The 19367-nt window shown below is 68.8% G+C and carries 13 protein-coding genes and 1 tRNA gene; 8 read left to right on the top strand and 6 right to left on the bottom strand.

What is annotated here, in order from left to right:
* Positions 1-54 precede the first annotated feature (54 nt).
* The 3 genes from BKA16_RS11605 to BKA16_RS11595 all read left to right on the top strand — a co-directional run bounded on the left by BKA16_RS11605 (position 55) and on the right by BKA16_RS11595 (position 1008).
* On the top strand, positions 55-483 hold the full coding sequence (locus BKA16_RS11605; RefSeq protein ID WP_183370806.1) for a hypothetical protein: 429 nt from the start codon (positions 55-57) through the stop codon (positions 481-483).
* Positions 484-592: 109 nt separating this feature from the next.
* Positions 593-748: a hypothetical protein gene (locus tag BKA16_RS11600; protein WP_183370805.1), complete on the top strand. Its 156-nt coding sequence runs from the start codon at positions 593-595 to the stop codon at positions 746-748.
* A 50-nt stretch (positions 749-798) separates the two neighbouring features.
* Positions 799-1008: a TOBE domain-containing protein gene (locus BKA16_RS11595; RefSeq protein ID WP_183370804.1), complete on the top strand. Its 210-nt coding sequence runs from the start codon at positions 799-801 to the stop codon at positions 1006-1008.
* A 158-nt stretch (positions 1009-1166) separates the two neighbouring features.
* Here BKA16_RS11595 and BKA16_RS11590 read toward each other — a convergent pair.
* The 4 genes from BKA16_RS11590 to BKA16_RS11575 form a co-directional block, all read right to left on the bottom strand.
* Positions 1167-1239: transfer RNA gene (locus tag BKA16_RS11590), tRNA-Arg, on the bottom strand.
* 56 nt (positions 1240-1295) lie between these two features.
* On the bottom strand, positions 1296-3872 hold the full coding sequence (locus tag BKA16_RS11585) for an AAA family ATPase (protein ID WP_343067384.1): 2577 nt from the start codon (positions 3870-3872) through the stop codon (positions 1296-1298).
* 17 nt (positions 3873-3889) lie between these two features.
* A complete protein-coding gene (locus BKA16_RS11580; protein ID WP_183373024.1) occupies positions 3890-5047 on the bottom strand; it encodes a metallophosphoesterase in 1158 nt (385 codons plus the stop codon).
* Positions 5048-5263: 216 nt separating this feature from the next.
* Complete coding sequence (locus BKA16_RS11575) at positions 5264-6724, bottom strand: DHA2 family efflux MFS transporter permease subunit (protein ID WP_183370802.1); 1461 nt, start codon at positions 6722-6724, stop codon at positions 5264-5266.
* 179 nt (positions 6725-6903) lie between these two features.
* Between BKA16_RS11575 and BKA16_RS11570 the strand changes: the two genes are divergently transcribed.
* The 3 genes from BKA16_RS11570 (at position 6904) to BKA16_RS11560 (ending at position 15319) form a co-directional block, all read left to right on the top strand.
* Positions 6904-7683 carry a hypothetical protein gene (locus tag BKA16_RS11570; RefSeq protein ID WP_246371737.1) on the top strand — a complete coding sequence of 260 codons (780 nt, stop codon included), beginning with the start codon at positions 6904-6906 and terminating at the stop codon, positions 7681-7683.
* Positions 7680-11435 (top strand): ABC transporter ATP-binding protein, encoded by a 3756-nt coding sequence (locus BKA16_RS11565; protein WP_183373022.1) that lies wholly within the window; start codon positions 7680-7682, stop codon positions 11433-11435. The genes BKA16_RS11570 and BKA16_RS11565 overlap by 4 nt, the downstream gene beginning before the upstream one ends.
* Before the next feature lie 146 nt (positions 11436-11581).
* A complete protein-coding gene (locus BKA16_RS11560; protein ID WP_183370801.1) occupies positions 11582-15319 on the top strand; it encodes a multifunctional oxoglutarate decarboxylase/oxoglutarate dehydrogenase thiamine pyrophosphate-binding subunit/dihydrolipoyllysine-residue succinyltransferase subunit in 3738 nt (1245 codons plus the stop codon).
* 86 nt (positions 15320-15405) lie between these two features.
* Here the strand turns inward: BKA16_RS11560 and BKA16_RS11555 are convergent, their stop codons facing one another.
* Positions 15406-16014 carry a TetR/AcrR family transcriptional regulator gene (locus BKA16_RS11555; protein ID WP_183370800.1) on the bottom strand — a complete coding sequence of 203 codons (609 nt, stop codon included), beginning with the start codon at positions 16012-16014 and terminating at the stop codon, positions 15406-15408.
* A 78-nt stretch (positions 16015-16092) separates the two neighbouring features.
* Between BKA16_RS11555 and BKA16_RS11550 the strand changes: the two genes are divergently transcribed.
* Both BKA16_RS11550 and BKA16_RS11545 read left to right on the top strand, forming a co-directional pair.
* The gene (locus BKA16_RS11550) at positions 16093-17604 is read left to right on the top strand and encodes a flavin-containing monooxygenase (protein ID WP_183370799.1); all 1512 of its coding nucleotides are present in this window, start codon (positions 16093-16095) and stop codon (positions 17602-17604) included.
* A 31-nt stretch (positions 17605-17635) separates the two neighbouring features.
* The gene (locus BKA16_RS11545) at positions 17636-18469 is read left to right on the top strand and encodes an SDR family NAD(P)-dependent oxidoreductase (protein WP_183370798.1); all 834 of its coding nucleotides are present in this window, start codon (positions 17636-17638) and stop codon (positions 18467-18469) included.
* 15 nt (positions 18470-18484) lie between these two features.
* On the opposite strand, the gene BKA16_RS11540 is transcribed toward BKA16_RS11545, so the two are convergent.
* Positions 18485-19345, bottom strand: a complete 861-nt coding sequence (locus tag BKA16_RS11540) for a glycine betaine ABC transporter substrate-binding protein (protein ID WP_183370797.1) — start codon at positions 19343-19345, stop codon at positions 18485-18487.
* Positions 19346-19367: the final 22 nt, after the last annotated feature.

Raw genomic sequence — 19367 nt, 5'->3', positions numbered from 1 at the left:
AGCACATCGACGTGATGGGCAGCACGCGCCGCATTCCCGCGTTATCGTCGAGTCGTGATCTCCCGCGAGGACATTCTGGAGCGCTATCTCGACGCCGACGAACAGATTCCGTTGCTGACGATCGACGAGTTCTTCGCCGACAACCCGCACGAGGACTCGATCGCCCCGAACCAGCGCGGATACGGCCGTCCCGACCTCGTCGAGATCGCCGAACGACTCACCCGCTTCGAAGCGGACGCCGATGTCGCCTGGGTTCGCGTACAACTTCACGAGGAGATGTTCGACGACGACTACGAGGGTGTCGCCGCCGAATCGATCGCGATCTGCACCTCCCTCGACGAGGACGAGGTGGAGGAGCGTCTCGACACCGACAGTCTGGAGTCGGACGGCGTCTGGGAGGGCATGTCGTACGACGAGGACGACTTCTCCGACATCCCCGCGGTGCCCGAAGACCACCGGATCCTGACCATGTCATGGGACTGACCGACGGCCGGTGGCAGCAGGCGAGATCGCATCGCCGGGAGACGAGTCGGGCCGGATGCGTCGCAGTGAGGGGACGTGACCGCCGGATCCGGGACCGATCGTCCATGAGATGCATCACACTCGACGATCGGCCGTCGGCACGCATCTGCGGGCGGTGCTGGGGGTCGCGGTTCGCACTCGGCGGCGTCGGGGACCGTCGCCGCCGCATCCGCGTGAGATCGGCTCCCTGGTCGATCCCGCATCGGCGTTGAATCACCGCTCCTGACCTGCTGAGATCTCCCTATCACCTTCCACTCGAAGCATAGGAGATCGCTCGTGAAGATCAGCGCACGCAACACCGTCGAAGGAACCGTCACCGAGGTCACCACGGGCGCGACCACCGCCCACGTGCGCATCGACATCGGCGGCGGCAACGTCATCACCGCATCGATCACCAACGAGGCCGTCGCGGAACTCGGCCTCCGGGTCGGCGCCAAGGCCTATGCCGTCGTCAAGGCGTCGGACGTCATGGTCGCCGTCGACTGACAGCGCCGACGACGTCGCTCGTCTGCACCCCGACCGGAATCGATTCCGGTCGGGGTGCAGACATACGTCAATGGCCCCCATCGGGGTTAAAGGCCCCTGATCGCCCCGCCTATAAAGCACGAAGACCAGCGATCTCGGGAAATCGCTGGTCATTGCTGTGCCCCCCGTAGGATTCGAACCTACGACCTTCTGCTCCGGAGGCAGACGCTCTATCCCCTGAGCTAGGGGGGCGGATCAAGCGAAAGCAACATTAGCGCACCGAGGTTCGTAGTCCCAACACGGGGGCGTCACACCGCGATCAGCGTCGCGTCCCGGACGCCCCGGTATCGGTCTGGCGTGCAGGTCAGGACGATGATCTGGGCGTTCGGTCCGGCCGCACCGATCACCGACGACATCGATGCGAGACGTTTGGGGTCGGTGTATCCGAGTGCGTCGTCGAGGATCACGGGGACGCCGTCGGCCTCGTCGACCAGCGACGCGCACGCCAATCGGGCCAGCAGACCCAGCTGTTCGCGGGCTCCGCCGGACAACGCGGTGACGTCGACGGTGACACCGTCGAGGGTGCGCGAAACGATCTGGAAGTCGTCTCCGACGGAGAAGCGGACGCCGTCGCCGAACACCGGCGCGGCCAACTCCTCCAGCCGTCGTGCGAACGGATCGACGTACCGAGCCCGCGATTCGGCGCGTTTGCGCTGGAGGGTCTCATGCAGGACGCGAGCGCCCTCCGCGCGTTCGGTCACTCGGCGCAAGGCGGCCTGTGCGGCATCGTTCTCGGCGACGGCGTCCGACAACTCGTCCAGGCGTCCGTCGTTGCGGCACACCTCGATCCGGGTCGACAACTCGGCCTGCAGCTTCCGCTGGTGCGTCAGCCGCGTCCTGGTGCGCTCGAGCGCCGCCTCGGCCTCGGCGTGCTTGGCGCGCACACCGGCGGCATCGAGGCGGACGGATTCGGCGGCGATCTTGGCCTCGGCGCCCTTCGCGGCGGAGAGCCTCTCCGCGGCCCCGGTGGCCGTCTCGTCGAGTGCGACGTCGGACGCTGTCTCGACGACGGTCGCGAGCTCGTCGCGCAGGGTCAGCGCCGTGACGCGGGCGGTGGCGCCCGAGGACTCCCAGGCCTGCGCCTTGCTCCGCTCCTCGTTGCCTCGATGGAGTTCAGCGTCGCGCGCACGTTGCACCTCGGCGACGGCGGCGGCGAGTTCACGCTCACGCACCCGCAGGGCGCCCAAATCGTCTGCCCGCTCGGGTGCCGATCGCGCCGTGTCGGGGATCCGCGCGGCGATCTCGGCGCGCAGCGTCGTCACGGCGTCGAAATCGCGTCCGTCGAGCACGCGCGCCAGGGCACGCTCGCCCTCGCGCACCACGCGCAGGAGGTCGGTCCGCCGAGCGGCCGCACCCGCCACCTCCGACAGCGCGGCCACACCGCAGCGATCCACGAGTTCGGCGGCCGAGGCCTCGAGTCGCGCGAGATCGTCGGCGAGCGCCCGGACATCGGCTCCCGCGGTCACCTCGACGCGGACAGACGCCGATTCGACGACGGTGGACGACGCACCCGACACGGTCTGCTCGGCGTCGACTCCCACGCCGTCGACCGTGACCTCACCGGCCAGCGGCGTGACCGTCACGGTCGGTGCTCCGGCCTCCAATCGCGCTCTCGCCGCGGCGACGTCCCGATCGAGGACCGCGGCGCGCTCGGCGTCCTCCGGGGTCGCGCTGAGCACGGCGACCGACGTCGTCGCGTCGGCGATCTCGTCGCGTAACCGGGTCGCCTCGGCGATCGTAGCGTCGGTGTCGGCGAGCCGTCTGCGTTCGGCGGCGGTCCGCTCGGCCGCCTCCGCGTGTTCGATCCACGCCCGCACGTCGTCGAGCTGACGCTGCGCGACCAGGATCTGTTCGGCGGTCTCGGCGGCGCGCTGACCCGCCACCTCCGCGGCGGCCCGCGCGTCCTGGACGGCCGTGGTGGTGGTCGCGATCTCCGACTCGGCCTGCCCGAGGCGCGCCCGCAGCCCGGCCCGCTCACGGACCGCTGCCTGCGCGGCCTCGACGGCCATCTCCTCCCGGGCGACGACGGCCTTCGCGGCGGCCAGCCGGTCGCCGACCGCATCGGCCTCGGCGACCTGCGCGGCCAACGTCGAGACGTCCACCCGCTGCCGCGACTCCCCGGCCGCCGCCTCGGCGATCTCCGCCACCACCTCGGGCAGGCGGTCGGCGGCCTCCTGCACCGACTCGAGCAGCCGCTCCCGTTCGGCGACGGCTGCCGCAGCGGTCGCCGCGGCATTCTGCGCATGCAGGAGTTCCCCGCTCGGACGGCCCTGCGCCGCGGTGAAGTACCGGAGATACTCCTTGGTCACCGCGGCGACCAGTTCCTGGGACTCCGGGGAGTCCGCGGTCTCGTCGTTCGCCTCACCGGCGGCCCTGTCGAGGGCTCGCGAGAGCGCGGAACTGTCGGTGAGATCGCCCAACTCGGGATCGGACGACTGCAGCAGGCGCAGCGCGCGGTACAGCGTCGAATCGAGCGCGGCGCCGAGGATCTGCTCGACGCGTTCGTGCGCGGGTCGGCCGGTGAGCTGCTCCGGGGCCGGTTCGAGCACCGTGAGTGCGGTCTCCGGCGACTTGTTGAATCGTTTGAAGTATTCGAAGCGGTACTCGCCGCAGCTGATCTCGGCGAACACCTCGCTGCCGATGTCTCGCCCGGCGGGCTGCACATCGCGCACGACGGCCTTGGTGCTGTTGGCGCGCGTCGTCAGCAACAGGTCGAGCGCTTCGACCATGGTCGACTTGCCCGCCTCGTTCTCCCCCTCGATGACGGTGACACCGTTGTCGGCGAACACCACCTCGCGGTCGGCGACTCCGCGGAAATCGGTCACTCTGAGTCGATGGAGTCTCATCGCGCCGCTCCGGCAAGCCGATACAGCAGGGACAGTGCCGATCGAGCGGCCGCCGCATCCGGGTCCTCGTCGCCCGCGTCGGCGTCGGCCCTCGCCCGGTCGGCGAGTTCGGCGGCCGCCTGCGCGGCGTACCCCGCGAGTTCGAGGTCGTCGAGATCACCCGCGTCCGAGATCACCGTCAGATCGTGCCGCCGATCCCAGAACTTCACCGCCGCGAAGCGATCGGCGGCCTCCTCCAACAAGGTCTCGAGCATCACGTTCTCCGACACCGTCAGGGTGCCGACCAGCGCCAACTGGACGACGGTGCGCGGCTTGTCGGGGATCTCCTCGAGCGTGGCACGTAGCCGCCGCACGTCGTCGGCGCCGGTGACGTCGAGGCCGATCGTGCGGAACGACCACTGCCCCACCTTGTGTCGCCGCACCTCGACGGCCCGCTCGCCGCCGCGTCGCAGCGTCACGTCCAGGACGTGCCCCGGCTCGGTCTCGACATTGTCGAAGGCCGTCACCTCCGGCGCCCCCGAGTACCAGACGCGCCCGGAGTCGCCGACCGACGTCACCGAGTGGCGGTCGCCGAGCGCGACGTAGTCGACCAGGTCGCTCGCCGCCGCCGCATCGAGTCCGGCGAGCCGAACGATCGACGGATCCGGGTTGGGACTCAACGAGTCCATACCGCCGTGACCGACGACGATCCGGATGTCGTCCGAGGGCGCCAGCCCCGCGAGCTGCTCGGCCACGAGATCGGCCGTCGGATGCTTCGAGTACCACGGCGCGGCGACGATGCTCACCCCGTCGCGCACACGAACCACGCCCGCGGCGCTCAAGACGTGGACGTTGCCCGGGCAGGCGTCGACGAACGCCGCCGACGTGTAGACGCTCGTCGCGTCGTACGGGTCGTGATTGCCGGGCAGCAGATACACCGGCACCGGATACGCGCCGAGGGCGTCGAGCGTGCGTCGAATGACGCGGGTCGACACGCGCGGATCGTCGAAGACGTCGCCGCAGACCACGACGAATTCGGCACCGGTCTCCGCGGCGACCTCACCGATCCGCACGACCGCGGCATCACGGGCGGCGGCGTAGGTGTGCTGTGCCTCCCCGGTCAGGAACCGACGCGTCATGCCCAACTGCCAGTCGGCGGTGTGCAGGAACCGCACGTGCGGATCGACGACCGCGTCGGGTGGAGTCTGCGGGCTCTCGACCACCCGGGGCGCCTTCGGCGTCGCCGGCTTCGTCGCCTCCTCGGGCAGATCGAAGAGCGACAGCGGCTCCACGTCGAACAGCGGCTCGGTCACCGCGACCTCACTTCCACGCTTGGAATCGAACTCGCACCGATACTACGATCCGCCTCCGACAATTCGGGACTCCGACGCCTACCGCTGGTGTGCCGGCCGCTTGAGGAACAGGGTGCAGACGAAGCCCACGAGGAGTATCCCGGCCCCGAGGAGGACGGACTGCCCCATGGCGTCGGCGAATCCGCCGCGGACCATCGCCGGCAGTCGACCGACGTCCGGGGTGTCGCTGTGGTTGAAATCGGCGCCGGGCAGGTTCGCGGCCAGCCGCGAGGTCATCAGCGCGCCGATGGCCGATGCGCCGATCACCGAACCGACCACCCGCGTCGTGTTGTAGACCCCCGCACCCGCGCCCGCCTGGTGCCACGGCAGATCACGCGTCGCGGTGGCTCCCAACGGAGCCCAGATCCCCGCGCTGGACACGCCCATCAGGACGGTCGGCAGGAGCATCGACCAGACCGGCGACGCCGGATCCATCACCAGGCTCAACCAGACGGTCGCCACGGCGTAGCCGAGCAGCCCGGACGCGATGATCAGGCTCGGGTGCACTGTGTCGAGCACCCGACCGACCAGCGGCGCGAGGACACCGGTCATCACCGCCATCGGCACCATGATCAGCGCCGACCGTGTCGGCGACATCCCGCCCACGAGTTGCAGGAAGAACATGATCGGGATCATCGATCCCGAGACGGCGAAGCCCATCGATGCGATGCCGACGTTGCTGAGGGTGAAGTTGCGATTGCGGAACAGGCTCAGCGGGACGAGCGGTTCACCGCTGGTGCGTGCCTGCCACCACACGAACACGCCGAGGAACACCAGCCCGCCGCCGATCAGGATCCAGATCCAGGCGGTCCAGTCGAAGCTCTCACCCTCCTGGATGCCGAAGACGACGGCGCTCAGTCCGATCGCCGACAGCACCACGCCGATCCAGTCGAACTTGTGATCGTGCGTCTCCACGGTGGGCACCAGGATCTGCGCGAGGACCAGTGCCAGAACACCGACCGGCAGATTCACGAAGAAGATCCACTCCCAGCCGAACGAGTCGGTCAGCACACCGCCCAGCAGCGGTCCGACGGCGGTCGCCACACCGGCGACGGTCCCCCACACGCCCATCGCGGCACCGCGTCGCTCCGGCGGGAACATGCGCGTGATCAGCGCCATGGTCTGCGGGGTGATGAGAGCCGCGCCCACACCCTGCAGACCGCGTGCGACGATCAGCTCGCCGATCGATCCGGACAGCCCGCACCACACGCTCGCGGCGGTGAACACCACCAGACCCGCTTGGAAGACGATCTTCGGACCGATCTTGTCGCCCAACCGACCGGTGATCAACAGCGGCACCGCGTAGGTCAGCAGATACGCGCTGGTCACCCACACGATTCCGGTGACGCTCGCGTCGAGCGACGCTTTGATCTCCGGTTGCGCGACGGCCACGATCGTCATGTCGACGAGGATCATGAAGAACCCGAGACACAGCGCGAACAGCGCGGCCCAGGGACGGTCGGTGACCGGCTTGAACGTCGATTCCACAGGTAATGCCATACCGGTCGCACCCTCTTCTCGTATCGAACGTTGCGAACCCTAACACCGATGCGCTGTGTGGGTCGCCACCCGCCGCCGGTGACGACGGCCAGGAATAATGGACGAGGACATCGGTTGTACGGAGGCGGTTCGACGCGAACCGCGCACGGCCGTGCACCGACCGGAGAGAGGACGACAGAATGTTCGGATCCAAGAAGTCCACAGACGTCGCCACCCGGACGTCCAGCCTCCCCGCCGACGCCGATCGGCCGTCGGGACGTTCCCCCGGACTCGTCGTGACGACGCTGGTCGACAAGGCGCAGCGACTGCAACAGCCCGCCGTCGCCCGGTACGTCCAGAGCGTTCGACGCAAGCACCCGGGTGACTCGCCGGAGGCGATCATCCGGCGTCTGGAGAAGCACTACCTGACCACGGTCACCGCATCCGGCGGCGCAGTCGGCGCCGCCGCGGCGGTCCCCGGCGTCGGCACGGTCACCGCGATCGGCGCGATGTCGGCCGAGACCGTCTTCTTCATCGAGGCCTCCGCTCTCCTCGCGCTCGCGATCGCCGACGTACACGGCATCGCCCCGACCCAGCACGACCGTCGTCGCGCACTGGTTCTGGCCGTGGCCCTCGGCGAGGAGGGCGTCGGCATCGTCGGCAAGACCCTCGGTCCAAGCAGCCGAACCGCGATGGCGCAGCTGGGCCTGCCCGGCATCCCCGGCGCGAACCTCGCCACCATCAACAAGGCTCTGACCAACCGGTTCGTCAAGAAGTTCACTCTCGGCAAGGCACCGGTCATGTTCGGCAAGGTGCTGCCGGGCGGGATCGGCGCCGTGATAGGCGGTGTCGGCAACCGCGCGCTCGGCACCACGGTGATCCGCAACGCCCGAGCCGCCTTCGGTGCGCCGCCCCGGCATTGGCTGACCGTCGTCGACGGCGCGGTGGAACCGAACGCGAGGATCGAGGGAGCCAACTGACCGGGCGGGGCGCGATCGCGGGCCTCGTCTCCGCCGCATTCGCACGCCGCGGTCTGGCGATCGCGACCGTCGTCGCCACCCTCGGCGCCGTCGCCGTCGACCTCACCGTGCCGCTGGTGTCGCGCGCGGCCGTCGACCTCGCGACCGGGGAGCCGAGTGCACCGGACGTGAGCCTGGGTGTCCTGGTGATCGCCTTGGTCGTCGCCGCGTTCCTCCGCTACGCGTGTCAGTTCGGCCGCCGGATGACGGCGGGAGCCGTCGCGATCGGAGTCCAGGACCGGCTGCGACGCGCCCTCCTGGACACCCTCCTGCATCTGGACGGACGTTCCCGCGACCAGATCCGCACCGGCCAGATCGTCTCGCGCTCGATCTCCGATCTGCAGATCGTGCAGGGACTGCTGGCCATGGCGCCGCTGGCACTCGGCGGTGCCGTGCAGGCCGTGCTCGCGTTCGCGGTCATGGCGTGGCTCTCGCCGCTGCTCACCGCGATCGCCGTCGCCGTCGTTCCGATGCTGACCCTGCTCGTCTACGCGAGTCGACGTCGCCTCTTCGCGGCCACCTGGTCGGCGCAACAGGCCGCGGCCGACGTCGCCGGGCACGTCGAGGAGACCGTGACCGGCGTGCGCGTGGTGAAGGGCTTCGGCCAGGAGTCGCGGGTCACCGACCGGCTGGCCGACCTGAGCGCGCGACTGTTCCGGGAGAAGCTGCGCACGGCCCGGCTCAGCGCGCTGTTCACTCCGGCGATGACCGCCGTCCCCCAGCTGGGCACCGTGCTGGTGATCGGCGTCGGCGGCTGGCTCACGCTGCGCGGCTCGATCACGGCGGGCACCTTCCTGGCGTTCTCCACCTACCTCGCGACGATGACCGGGCTCGCTCGGATCCTGACCAACCTCATCGTCAACGCCCAACTGGCGAAGGCCTCGGTGACCCGCGTCCAGGACGTGATCGACCATCCGCGCGACCCCGCGTACCAGGCCGACGGCACCGCTCCCGACGGTCCGGTCGGCGTCTCCTTCACCGACGTGCGGTTCGCATACGACACGACGCCCGTACTCGACGGACTGAACCTGACGATCGCCCCGGGCGAGTGCGTCGCGGTCGTCGGCGGTCCCGGCTCCGGCAAGTCGACGCTCGCCGAACTCGTCGCGGGCACCTATCGGCCCGATTCCGGGTCCGTCGCCCTGACCGGCGTCGACGGCGCGGTCGACATCGGTGATCTGCACCCGGACACGCTCGCCGAGGTCGTGGCCGTCGTCGACGACGAGCCGTTCCTCTACTCGGACAGCATCGCCGCGAACATCGCACTGGGTCCGTATCCGGAGTCGCCGGCCGACCGCCCGGCCGTCGAGGCCGCCGCCCACGCCGCGGCCGCCGACTTCGCGGCCGCGCTGGCCGACGGCTACGACACGTCCGTCGGCGAACGAGGGCTCACCCTCTCGGGCGGGCAGCGCCAACGCGTCGCCCTGGCGCGGGCGCTGTACGCACCCGCCCGCGTCCGGGTGCTCGACGACGCCACCTCGGCGGTCGACGCCGTCACCGAGGCGCGCATTCTGCGGCGACTGCGTGACGACGGGTCCACCATGCTCGTCCTGGCCCATCGGGCGTCCACCCTGACGATCGCCGATCGCGTCGCCGTCCTGTCCGACGGACGCGTCACCGACATCGGCACCGTCGACGAGCTGGCCGCCCGCAGCCCCGAGTTCACCCGATTGATGGCACCGGCCCGACCGACCGAGGCGGCCGCCGACCCGGAACTCGACCGACAGGCCGCACTGACCGTCGAGGATCTGTGGCCCGGCGACGCCGACGCCGTCGATCGACGACACGTCCTGCAGGCGCCGAGTTCGGCCGCCACCGGCGCACGCACCGGTGGCGGGCCGATGACCAGTGCGCTCGGCGCGATGCCCGCCACTCCCGAGATCGAGGCGGCCGTCGCCGCGCTGCCGGCCGCCGACGAGGATCCCGACGTCGACGAGGCCGCCGCCCGCGCCGAACGCCCCACGTTCGGACTCGTGCAGATCCTGCGCCCGGTGCGTGCGCTGCTCGTCGTGTTGATCGCGACGATCGCCGTCGACACCCTCGTCGGACTCGCCTTCCCGTCCATCGCGCGCCACGTCCTCGACGCCCACACCGACGGAGTGGTCCTGGCCGCCGCCGGATTCGGTGTCGGACTCGTCGCGATCGGCGCCGTCGCCGGCCGAATCAACACGATCGTCGCCGCCCGCGCGGGCGAACGCGTCCTGTACTCGCTGCGCATCCGCACCTACGCCCATCTGCAGCGGCTCGGCCTCGACTACTACGAGCGCGAACTGTCCGGTCGCATCATGACCCGCATGACCACCGACGTCGACGCGCTGTCGGGCTTCCTGCAGACGGGGCTGTCGTCGGCCGTCGTCTCCCTGCTGACACTCGTCGGCGTCCTCGTCGCCCTGATGATCACCGATTGGGAGGTGGCTCTCGCGGTGATCGCGATCTTCCCGGTCCTACTGATCGCGACGATCGTGTTCCGCCGCATCTCCTCGCGCGCGTACACCCGGACGCGCGAGCTGGTGTCGGCGGTGAACGCCGACTTCCAGGAGAACATCGCCGGGCTGTCGACCACTCGCGGCTACCGACACCTCCCGGTGGCCGTCGCCGAGTTCGCCGACCGCTCGCAGGCCTGGTACCGCGCACGGATGACCTCGCAGAAGGCCGTCGCGACGTACTTCCCCTTCATCCAATTCTGCGCCGACCTCGCCACCGCGGTGGCCGTCGGCGTCGGTGCGCATCAGATCGCGAACGGGGGGCTCCAGCCGGGGACTCTAGTCGCCTTCGTCCTCTATCTGGCGATGCTGTTCGGCCCCGTCCAACAGCTCACCACGGTGTTCGACGGCTACCAGCAGGCCGCCGTCGGCCTGCAGCGCATCCGCGATCTCGTCACCACGCCGACCACGCTGGTGGACAATCCGCGAGCGCGGAGCGGCGACGGGGCGTCGTTCACCGGCGACGTCCGCCTCGAGCACGTCGGATTCCGCTACCGCGGCGCCGACCGGGACGCGTTGACCGACGTCGACCTGCATGTGGAGCCGGGCACCTCGCTGGCCCTCGTCGGCGCCACCGGCGCAGGCAAGTCGACCGTCGTCAAACTGCTCGCCCGGTTCTACGATCCGACCTCCGGACACGTCCGCATGGACGGCATCGACCTACGCGACATCGGCATCGCGCCGTACCGATCCCGGCTGGGCGTGGTTCCGCAGGAGCCGCACCTGTTCGCGGGGACGGTCGCCGACAACATCGCGTTCGGCCGTCCGAACGCCACCCGCGAGCAGATCGCCGACGCGGCGCGGCGGGTCGGCGCGGCGTCGATGATCGCCGGGCTCGCCGGCGGCATGGAACACGCCGTGTCCGAGCGTGGTCGCAGTCTCTCGTCGGGGCAGCGGCAGCTGATCGCGCTCGCCCGGGCCGAACTCGTCGAACCCGACCTCATCCTGCTCGACGAGGCCACCGCGACGCTCGATCAGGCGACCGAGGCACAGGTCCTCGCCGCGGGCGACGCCCTGGCGGCGCGCCGAACCAGTGTGATCGTCGCGCACCGCCTCGCGACCGCCGCACGGGCCGACAAGATCGCCGTGGTGGACGCCGGACGCATCGTCGAATACGGCGACCACGACGGCCTCTACCAGGCGCACGGGCCGTATCGTCGGCTTTGGGATGCGGGCGTCTCCCCCGATTCCGAGGCCGACGGACCTATGATATCCGCCACACGAGAGTGACCTGGGCCTCCATCGTCACCTGAAGGCGACGACGATGAACGCAGCCGCGTAGTCTATAGAACTGGCTGGCGAGTACGTCCATAAGACCGACCTCGCCGACGCGGCCAGAGACAAAAGCACTGGGTGAATTGAGGCGAGACAACGCTGTGAGCAGTTCGATTTCTGAGTCCGATTACGGGCAGAACGAATGGCTGGTCGAAGAAATGTACCAGCGATTCAAGACCGATCCCTCTTCCGTGGATCCGAGCTGGCATGAAGTACTGAAGAACTACAGTCCGACGAACGGCACGGCACCCGCCTCACCCCCGGCCGCGCCCCCTGCGCAGCCCGCACCGGCGCGACCCGCACCGGCACAGCCGGCCGCGGTGGTTCCGCCGAAGCAGGCCGTGACGCTCGACGCCGAGCCCGCACGCACCCCCGCGCCGGCTCGCACCCCGGCGCCGACCCGCGAGGCCGCGGCCACCAAGGCCGCGGGCGGAGCGTCTCGCCCCGCCGCGGCGCCCAAGACCGAGAACGCTCCGAGCGAAGACGAGAAGAAGATCCTGCGCGGCCCGGCGGCCGCGATCGTGCGGAACATGACCTCGTCGCTGGAGATCCCCACCGCGACGAGCGTCCGCGCCGTTCCGGTCAAGGCGATGTTCGACAACCGCATCGTCGTCAACAACCATCTCGCGCGCACCCGCGGCGGCAAGATCAGTTTCACCCACATCCTCGGATACGCGATCGTCCAGGCGATCAAGTCGTTCCCGAACATGAACCGTCACTTCGGCGTCGTCGACGGCAAGCCGAACGTGATCACCCCGGCGAGCACCAACCTCGGTCTGGCTATCGACCTGCCCGGCAAGAACGGCGACCGCACGCTCGTCGTCGCCGCCATCAAGGGCTGCGAGAGCATGAACTTCGGCGAGTTCGTCACCGCCTACGAGGACATCGTCCGCCGCGCCCGCGAGGGCAAGCTGGGCGCCGACGACTTCGCGGGCGTCACCATCTCGCTGACCAACCCGGGCACCATCGGCACCGTTCACTCGGTGCCGCGTCTGATGCCGGGCCAGGGTGCGATCATCGGCGCGGGCGCCATGGAGTACCCGGCCGAGTTCCAGGGCTCGAGCGATCAGCAGCTCGCCGAGATGGGCATCGGCAAGCTGATGACCCTCACGTCGACCTACGACCATCGGATCATCCAGGGCGCCGAGTCGGGCGACTTCCTGCGCACGATCCACCACTTGCTCCTCGACGACTCGTTCTACGACGAGATCTTCACCGCGATGCACGTCCCGTACGAGCCGGTCCGCTGGCGTCGGGACATCCCCGCCGGACTCGTCGACAAGAACGCGCGCGTCCTCGAGCTGATCGCCGCCTACCGCAGCCGCGGCCACCTGATGGCCGACACCGATCCGCTGTCGATGAGCAGCGACGCGCGCGCCGCGCACCCCGACCTGGACGTCCTGACCTACGACCTGACCCTGTGGGATCTGGACCGCACCTTCAACGTCGGCGGGTTCCACGGTCAGAGCACCATGAAGCTGCGCGACGTGCTGTCGGTGCTGCGCGACGCGTACTGCCGTCACATCGGCGTCGAGTACACGCACATCCTCGATCCGGAGCAGCAGCGCTGGATGCAGGAGCGCGTCGAGATCAAGCACGTGAAGCCGCCGGTGGCCGAGCAGAAGTACATTCTGTCCAAGCTGAACGCCGCCGAGGCCTTCGAGACCTTCCTGGCCACCAAGTACGTCGGCCAGAAGCGCTTCTCGCTCGAGGGCGCCGAGAGCGTCATCCCGATGATGGACGCGGTGATCGACCGCTCGGCCGACCACGGTCTGGACGAGGTCGTCATCGGCATGCCGCACCGCGGGCGCCTCAACGTGCTCGCCAACATCGTCGGCAAGCCGTACTCGAAGATCTTCACCGAGTTCGAGGGCAACCTCGGCCAGGCGCAGACCCACGGCTCCGGTGACGTCAAATACCACCTGGGCGCCGAGGGCACCTACTACCAGATGTTCGGCGACAACGAGATCAACGTCTCGCTGACCGCCAACCCGAGCCACCTCGAGGCCGTCGACCCGGTCCTGGAGGGCATCGTCCGCGCCAAGCAGGACGTGCTCGAGGAGGACAAGCAGTTCAACATCGTGCCGCTCATGCTGCACGGCGACGCCGCGTTCGCCGGTCAGGGCGTGGTGGCCGAGACGCTGAACCTGTCGATGCTGAACGGCTACCGCACCGGCGGCACCGTCCACATCGTCGTCAACAACCAGGTCGGCTTCACCACCGCACCCGAGTACTCGCGATCCACCCAGTACTGCACCGACATCGCCAAGTCGATCGGCGCACCGGTGCTGCACGTCAACGGCGACGACCCGGAGGCCTGTGTCTGGGCCGCCAAGCTCGCCGTCGACTACCGCGAGGCGTTCAATCGCGACGTCGTCATCGACCTCGTCTGCTACCGCCGCCGCGGCCACAACGAGGGCGACGACCCCTCGATGACGCAGCCGGCGATGTACGACGTGATCGACAACATCCGCGGCGTCCGCAAGAGCTACACCGAGGCTCTGATCGGTCGTGGCGACATCTCGACCAAGGAGGCCGAGGACGCGCTGCGCGACTACCAAGGCCAGTTGGAGCGAGTGTTCGTCGAGGTCAAGGAGCTCGACCGCTACACGCCGGAGGCGTCGCCGTCGGTCGAGGCCGAGCAGACCCTGCGCACCAACCTCGTGACCGCCGTCCCGCAGGAGCGCCTGCAGCAGATCGGCGACGCGTTCGGCGAGCTGCCGGAGGGCTTCACCCCGCACCCGCGCGTCAAGCCGGTCATCAAGCGCCGTCACGAGATGCCCGTCAACGGCGACGTCGACTGGGCGTTCGCCGAGCTGATGGCCTTCGGCTCGCTGGTCCAGGAGGGCACCACCGTCCGCCTGTCCGGTCAGGACTCACGCCGCGGCACGTTCACCCAGCGTCACTCGGTCCTCATCGATCGGGAGAACGGATCGGAGTACACGCCGCTGAATCACCTCGGCGACGACGCGACCGGCCGCTTCCTGGTGTACGACTCCCCGCTGTCGGAGTATGCGGTCCTCGGCTTCGAGTACGGCTACGCCGTCGCGAACCCGGACGCTCTCGTCCTCTGGGAGGCCCAGTTCGGCGACTTCGTCAACGGTGCGCAGTCGATCATCGACGAGTACATCAGTTCCGGTGAGGCCAAGTGGGGTCAGCGCAGCGACGTCGTACTGCTGCTGCCGCACGGCCACGAGGGCCAGGGCCCGGACCACACGTCGGGTCGCATCGAGCGCTTCCTGCAGCTGTGCGCCGAGGGTTCGATGACCGTCGCGCTGCCGTCGACGCCGGCCAGCTACTTCCATCTGCTGCGTCGCCACGTCCACGACGGCATCAGCCGTCCGCTCGTGGTGTTCACGCCGAAGTCGATGCTGCGCAACAAGGCGGCCGTCTCACCGATCGAGGACTTCACCGACGGCAAGTTCCAGTCGATCATCGACGATCCGAGGTTCGAGAAGAACGGCGCCGACGCGTCGAAGGTGACCCGTGTCCAGCTGGTCAGCGGCAAGCTGTACTACGAGCTGGCCGCCCGCCAGGAGAAGGACGGCCGCGACGACGTCGCGATCGTCCGCGTGGAACAGCTGTACCCGGTGCCCGAGCACCGCCTGGCGCGCATCCTGGAGAACTACCCCAACGCGAGCGACTTCGTGTGGGTTCAGGAGGAGCCCGCCAACCAGGGGCCGTGGCCGTACCTGGGCCTGTGGCTGCCGGAGATGATCCCCGCACTGCAGGGGCGTCTGCGCCGCATCTCCCGTCGCGCCATGTCGGCGCCGTCGTCGGGTATGAGCAAGGTGCACGCCGTCGAGCAGGCCGAGATCGTCGACGCCGCCTTCGAGTAGCCCGACCGACCCATGTAGCCCGGGACCTCCGCGAGGAGGTCCCGGGCTCACGTGCATGCACGAGGCGTGCTGCTCCCAGGCCGGCGTCAGTCCATCGCGACGGCCGTCGTCGCGAGTCCCGCGACGGCGGGCAGCGCCCCGACCAGTACCGCGATGAGCTGATCGCGAGTGAGGACCGTGGGATCGGCGAGCCAGCGGACGAGGGTCTCCTCCACGAACGACATCCACCCGGCGATCGCGAGTTCGATCACGGGCGACCGCTCGATTCCCAGTTCGGGCGCCCGTTCGAGGATCCGTTCGCTCATCACCGCGCGCGTGGTGTCGGCGACGTCGCGGATGTCGGCGTCCGCGCTCCCGGCACCGCGGATCACGCCGATGAATCCCTGACCGTTGTCGGACACGTAGTCGACGTACGCGGCCACCGAGGAATGCAGGATCTCGAGCACATCGTCGAGGTCGTCACGCGGCGCAGTCCGGTCGAGCATCACCTGCGCCTGTTCCCGGATCACCTGCAGGTGAAAGTCGGCCTTCGACTCGAAATAGTGGAAGATCAGGCCCTTAGACACCCCTGCCGCGTCGGCGACCGCGTCCATCGTGACGGTCTCGAGAGGTTGCTCGCCTGCCATCGCGACACCCAGGTCGATGAGCTGGCGGCGCCGGGCCTCCGGACTCATCCGCGTTCTCGAAGAGGTCATACGTCTACCGTAAGCCACTATTGACCACTATTCAATTAGCTATTGACTCACGTTCAACAACGTCTTATCGTAGGAACCATGACAACGCAGGATGTAGAGATCGCCATCATCGGCGCGGGCTTCTCCGGGCTCGGCGCAGCCATCAAGCTCGCCCAGAACGGCGTCGAGGACTACCTCGTCCTCGACCGCGGCGCCGACTTCGGCGGCACATGGCGCGACAACGTGTATCCGGGCGCCGCATGCGACGTGCCGTCGCATCTGTACTCCTATTCCTTCGCCCAGAACCCGGAGTGGACCCGCTCGTACTCGCATCAGCCGGAGATCCACCGGTACATCAACAAGGTGGCCGACGAGCACGCGATCGCCGACCGCACCTGGTTCGGCACCGACGTGATCGGTGCCGAATGGGACGAGGACAACACCCGCTGGACCATCACCGCCGAGCGCGACGGAGTCACGCACACGATCCACGCGAACATCGTCGTCGGCGGCATCGGCCCGCTCTGCGAGCCCAACCTCCCCGACATCGACGGCATCGACGCGTTCGGCGGCAAGATCGTCCACACCGCACGGTGGGACACCGACTTCGACTTCGCGGGCAAGCGGGTCGCCGTCATCGGCACCGGCGCGTCCGCCATCCAGGCGGTGCCGCAGCTGGGCAAGGTGGTCGAGCACATGGACGTCTACCAGCGCACCGCTCCGTGGATCATCCCGCGCAACGAGCGCCCGTACCTGTCGGTCGAGAACTGGGCGTTCAAGAACGTCCCCGGTCTGCAGAGCCTGATCCGCGGCACCATCTACTCCGCCAACGAGTTCGTCGCCGCGGGGATGACCTTCGCGCCCAAGGCACTCAAGCCCGTCGAGGCGATCTGCCGCGGCAATATCTTCCGCGGCATCCGAGATCCGAAGCTGCGCGAGGCCGTGACCCCGACGTTCGCCGTCGGCTGCAAGCGCATCCTGAAGTCCAACGACTGGTACCCGACGCTCGACCGCCCGAACGTCGACCTGGTGACCGACGGCATCGCGAAGGTCACCGAGACCGGCATCGTCACCAACGACGGCACGACCCGTGACGTCGACGTGATCGTCGTCGCCACCGGATTCCACGTGACCGACTCCCCCGCGTTCGCCACCATCCACGGCGTCGGCGGCCGCTCCCTGGCACAGGTCTGGGAGGACGGCGGCATGCAGGCCTACAAGGGCTCGTTCGTCCACGGCTTCCCGAATCTCATGCTGCTCGTCGGACCGTCGACGGGTCTGGGCCACACCTCGATGGTCTACATGATCGAGTCGCAGCTCAATTACCTCGTGGACTACATCCGCAAGACCCGGGCCGCGGGCATCGGCCGCACCGAGGTCAAGCTCGAGGCACAGGACCGTTACAACGACCGACTCCAGCACACTCTCCGCAACAGCGTGTGGGAGACCGGCGGCTGCGCCTCCTGGTACAAGGACGTGAACGGAAAGATCACCTCGCTGTGGCCCGGCTTCACCTTCACCTTCCGCAACAGGACTCGCGAGTTCGACATCGCCGCCTACGACGTGGCGCCCAGCGTCTCGCCCGAACTGGCCGTGACTCCCGGCGCCTGACCGACTACGACTGAAGAATCGAGAATCCGCTGTGAAAGACTTCCGCAACAAGGTCATCGTCATCACCGGCGCCGCGTCCGGCATGGGCCGCGATCTCGCGGTGCAGCTCGCGAAGCGAGGAGCCAAGCTCGCCATCTCCGATATGAACGCGGACGGGCTCGCCGAGACCGAGCGTCTGGTGAAAGACACCGGCGCGCAGGTGCACTCGCAACTGTTGAACGTCGCCGAACGCGAGGCGTTCCTGGAGTACGCGGACACCGTCGCCGCGCACTACGGCACCGTGAACGCGATCTTCAACAATGCGGGCATCGCGCACCACGGTGAGGTGGAGGTGACCGAGTTCAAGGACATCGAACGCGTCATGGACGTCGACTACTGGGGCGTCGTCAACGGCACCAAAGCGTTCCTGCCGTACATCATCGCCTCGGGCGACGGTCACATCGTCAACACGTCGTCGCTGTTCGGCATCCTCGCCGAGCCGGGGCAGGCCGCCTACAACTCGGCGAAGTTCGCGGTCCGCGGCTTCACCGAGGCGCTCAACCAGGAGATGATCATCGCCAAGCATCCGGTCAAGGTGACCTGTGTGCATCCGGGCGGCATCAAGACCGCGATCGCCCGCAACGCGACGACCTCCGGCGATCACGATCAGAAGTCGACGGCCGAGCTGTTCGACAAGTACCTGGCGAACACCTCGTCGGAGAAGGCCGCGCAGATCATCATCAAAGCCGTCGAACGCGAGCACGCTCGCGTCCTCGTCGGCGCCGACGCCAAGCTGCTCGACGTGGCCGTGCGGCTCGTCGGATCGAAGTACCAGGCCGTCGGCGCCCGGCTCACCGGTTGGGGACTCTCGAAGTTCTCCAAGTGATCCGGAGCTGAGCTGCTAGACCCCGTGCGTCGCCAGCCACTGATCGGCGACGGCGCGCGGGGAGCCACCGTCACGGACCTCGCGCACGAGTTGCGCGAGGTCCGCTGTCGTGAGTTCACCGGCCACCCGGCTGAGCGCCTTGAGCTGCGGCTTCTCGAATCGCCCACTCGCGAACACCGGGACGAGATCCTGCGCGATCGGCGGGCCGTCGGACTTGAGCGCCTGTACCCCGGCGAGATCGGTCACCGACGCCGTGTCGAGTGCCGTCGCCAGGCCGAGCGCACGTCCCGTTCGCACCTGGGTCACCAGTTCGTCGACGGTCGGCACGCTGCGCACCGGGCCGTGGTGACATCCGGCGATCGCGTCGAGCACCGATGTCGACGGAGTCTGCACCACCACGATCGGCAGGTCGGCGGGGAACCTCCCGCAGTCGGCGAGCGTCTCCACGCCCGACCGCTCCTTGAGATCCTGCCCCGCGAGCACCTGCCAGCGGTCCGAGACCGACGCGGGATCGCCGATGGCGACCTGCTGCGGCAGGGATCGGTTGACGTCGGCGATCACGTCCTCGGCGCTGATCGCCGTCGGTGCCGGCGTCAGTTGGACCAGGAGGTCGCCGGTGAACGCCGGGAACAGCCCGAGGCCGCCGGAGGCCACCCCGTCGAGCAACTCCTTCTGCGATTCCGCGTGCGGCAGCGTCTCGACGTCCATCCCGGTGCGGGCGAGCGCGCCCGCGTACACGGCGGCGGCGGTCGTCATCTCCGGCGAGTCGCCGTGACCAACCGTCAGCGGCCGTTGGTCGTCGGCGCACGCCGTGAGCGAGACGGCGGCCAGGACCCCCGCAACGAGTGCGGTCGTGATTCGTCGTTGAATGCCCATCGGATGCAACGTTAGCCGACGC

The sequence above is a fragment of the Gordonia humi genome (assembly GCF_014197435.1).
GTDB classification, from domain to species: Bacteria; Actinomycetota; Actinomycetes; order Mycobacteriales; family Mycobacteriaceae; genus Gordonia; species Gordonia humi.
This window is presented reverse-complemented; position numbering and strand designations above follow the sequence as displayed.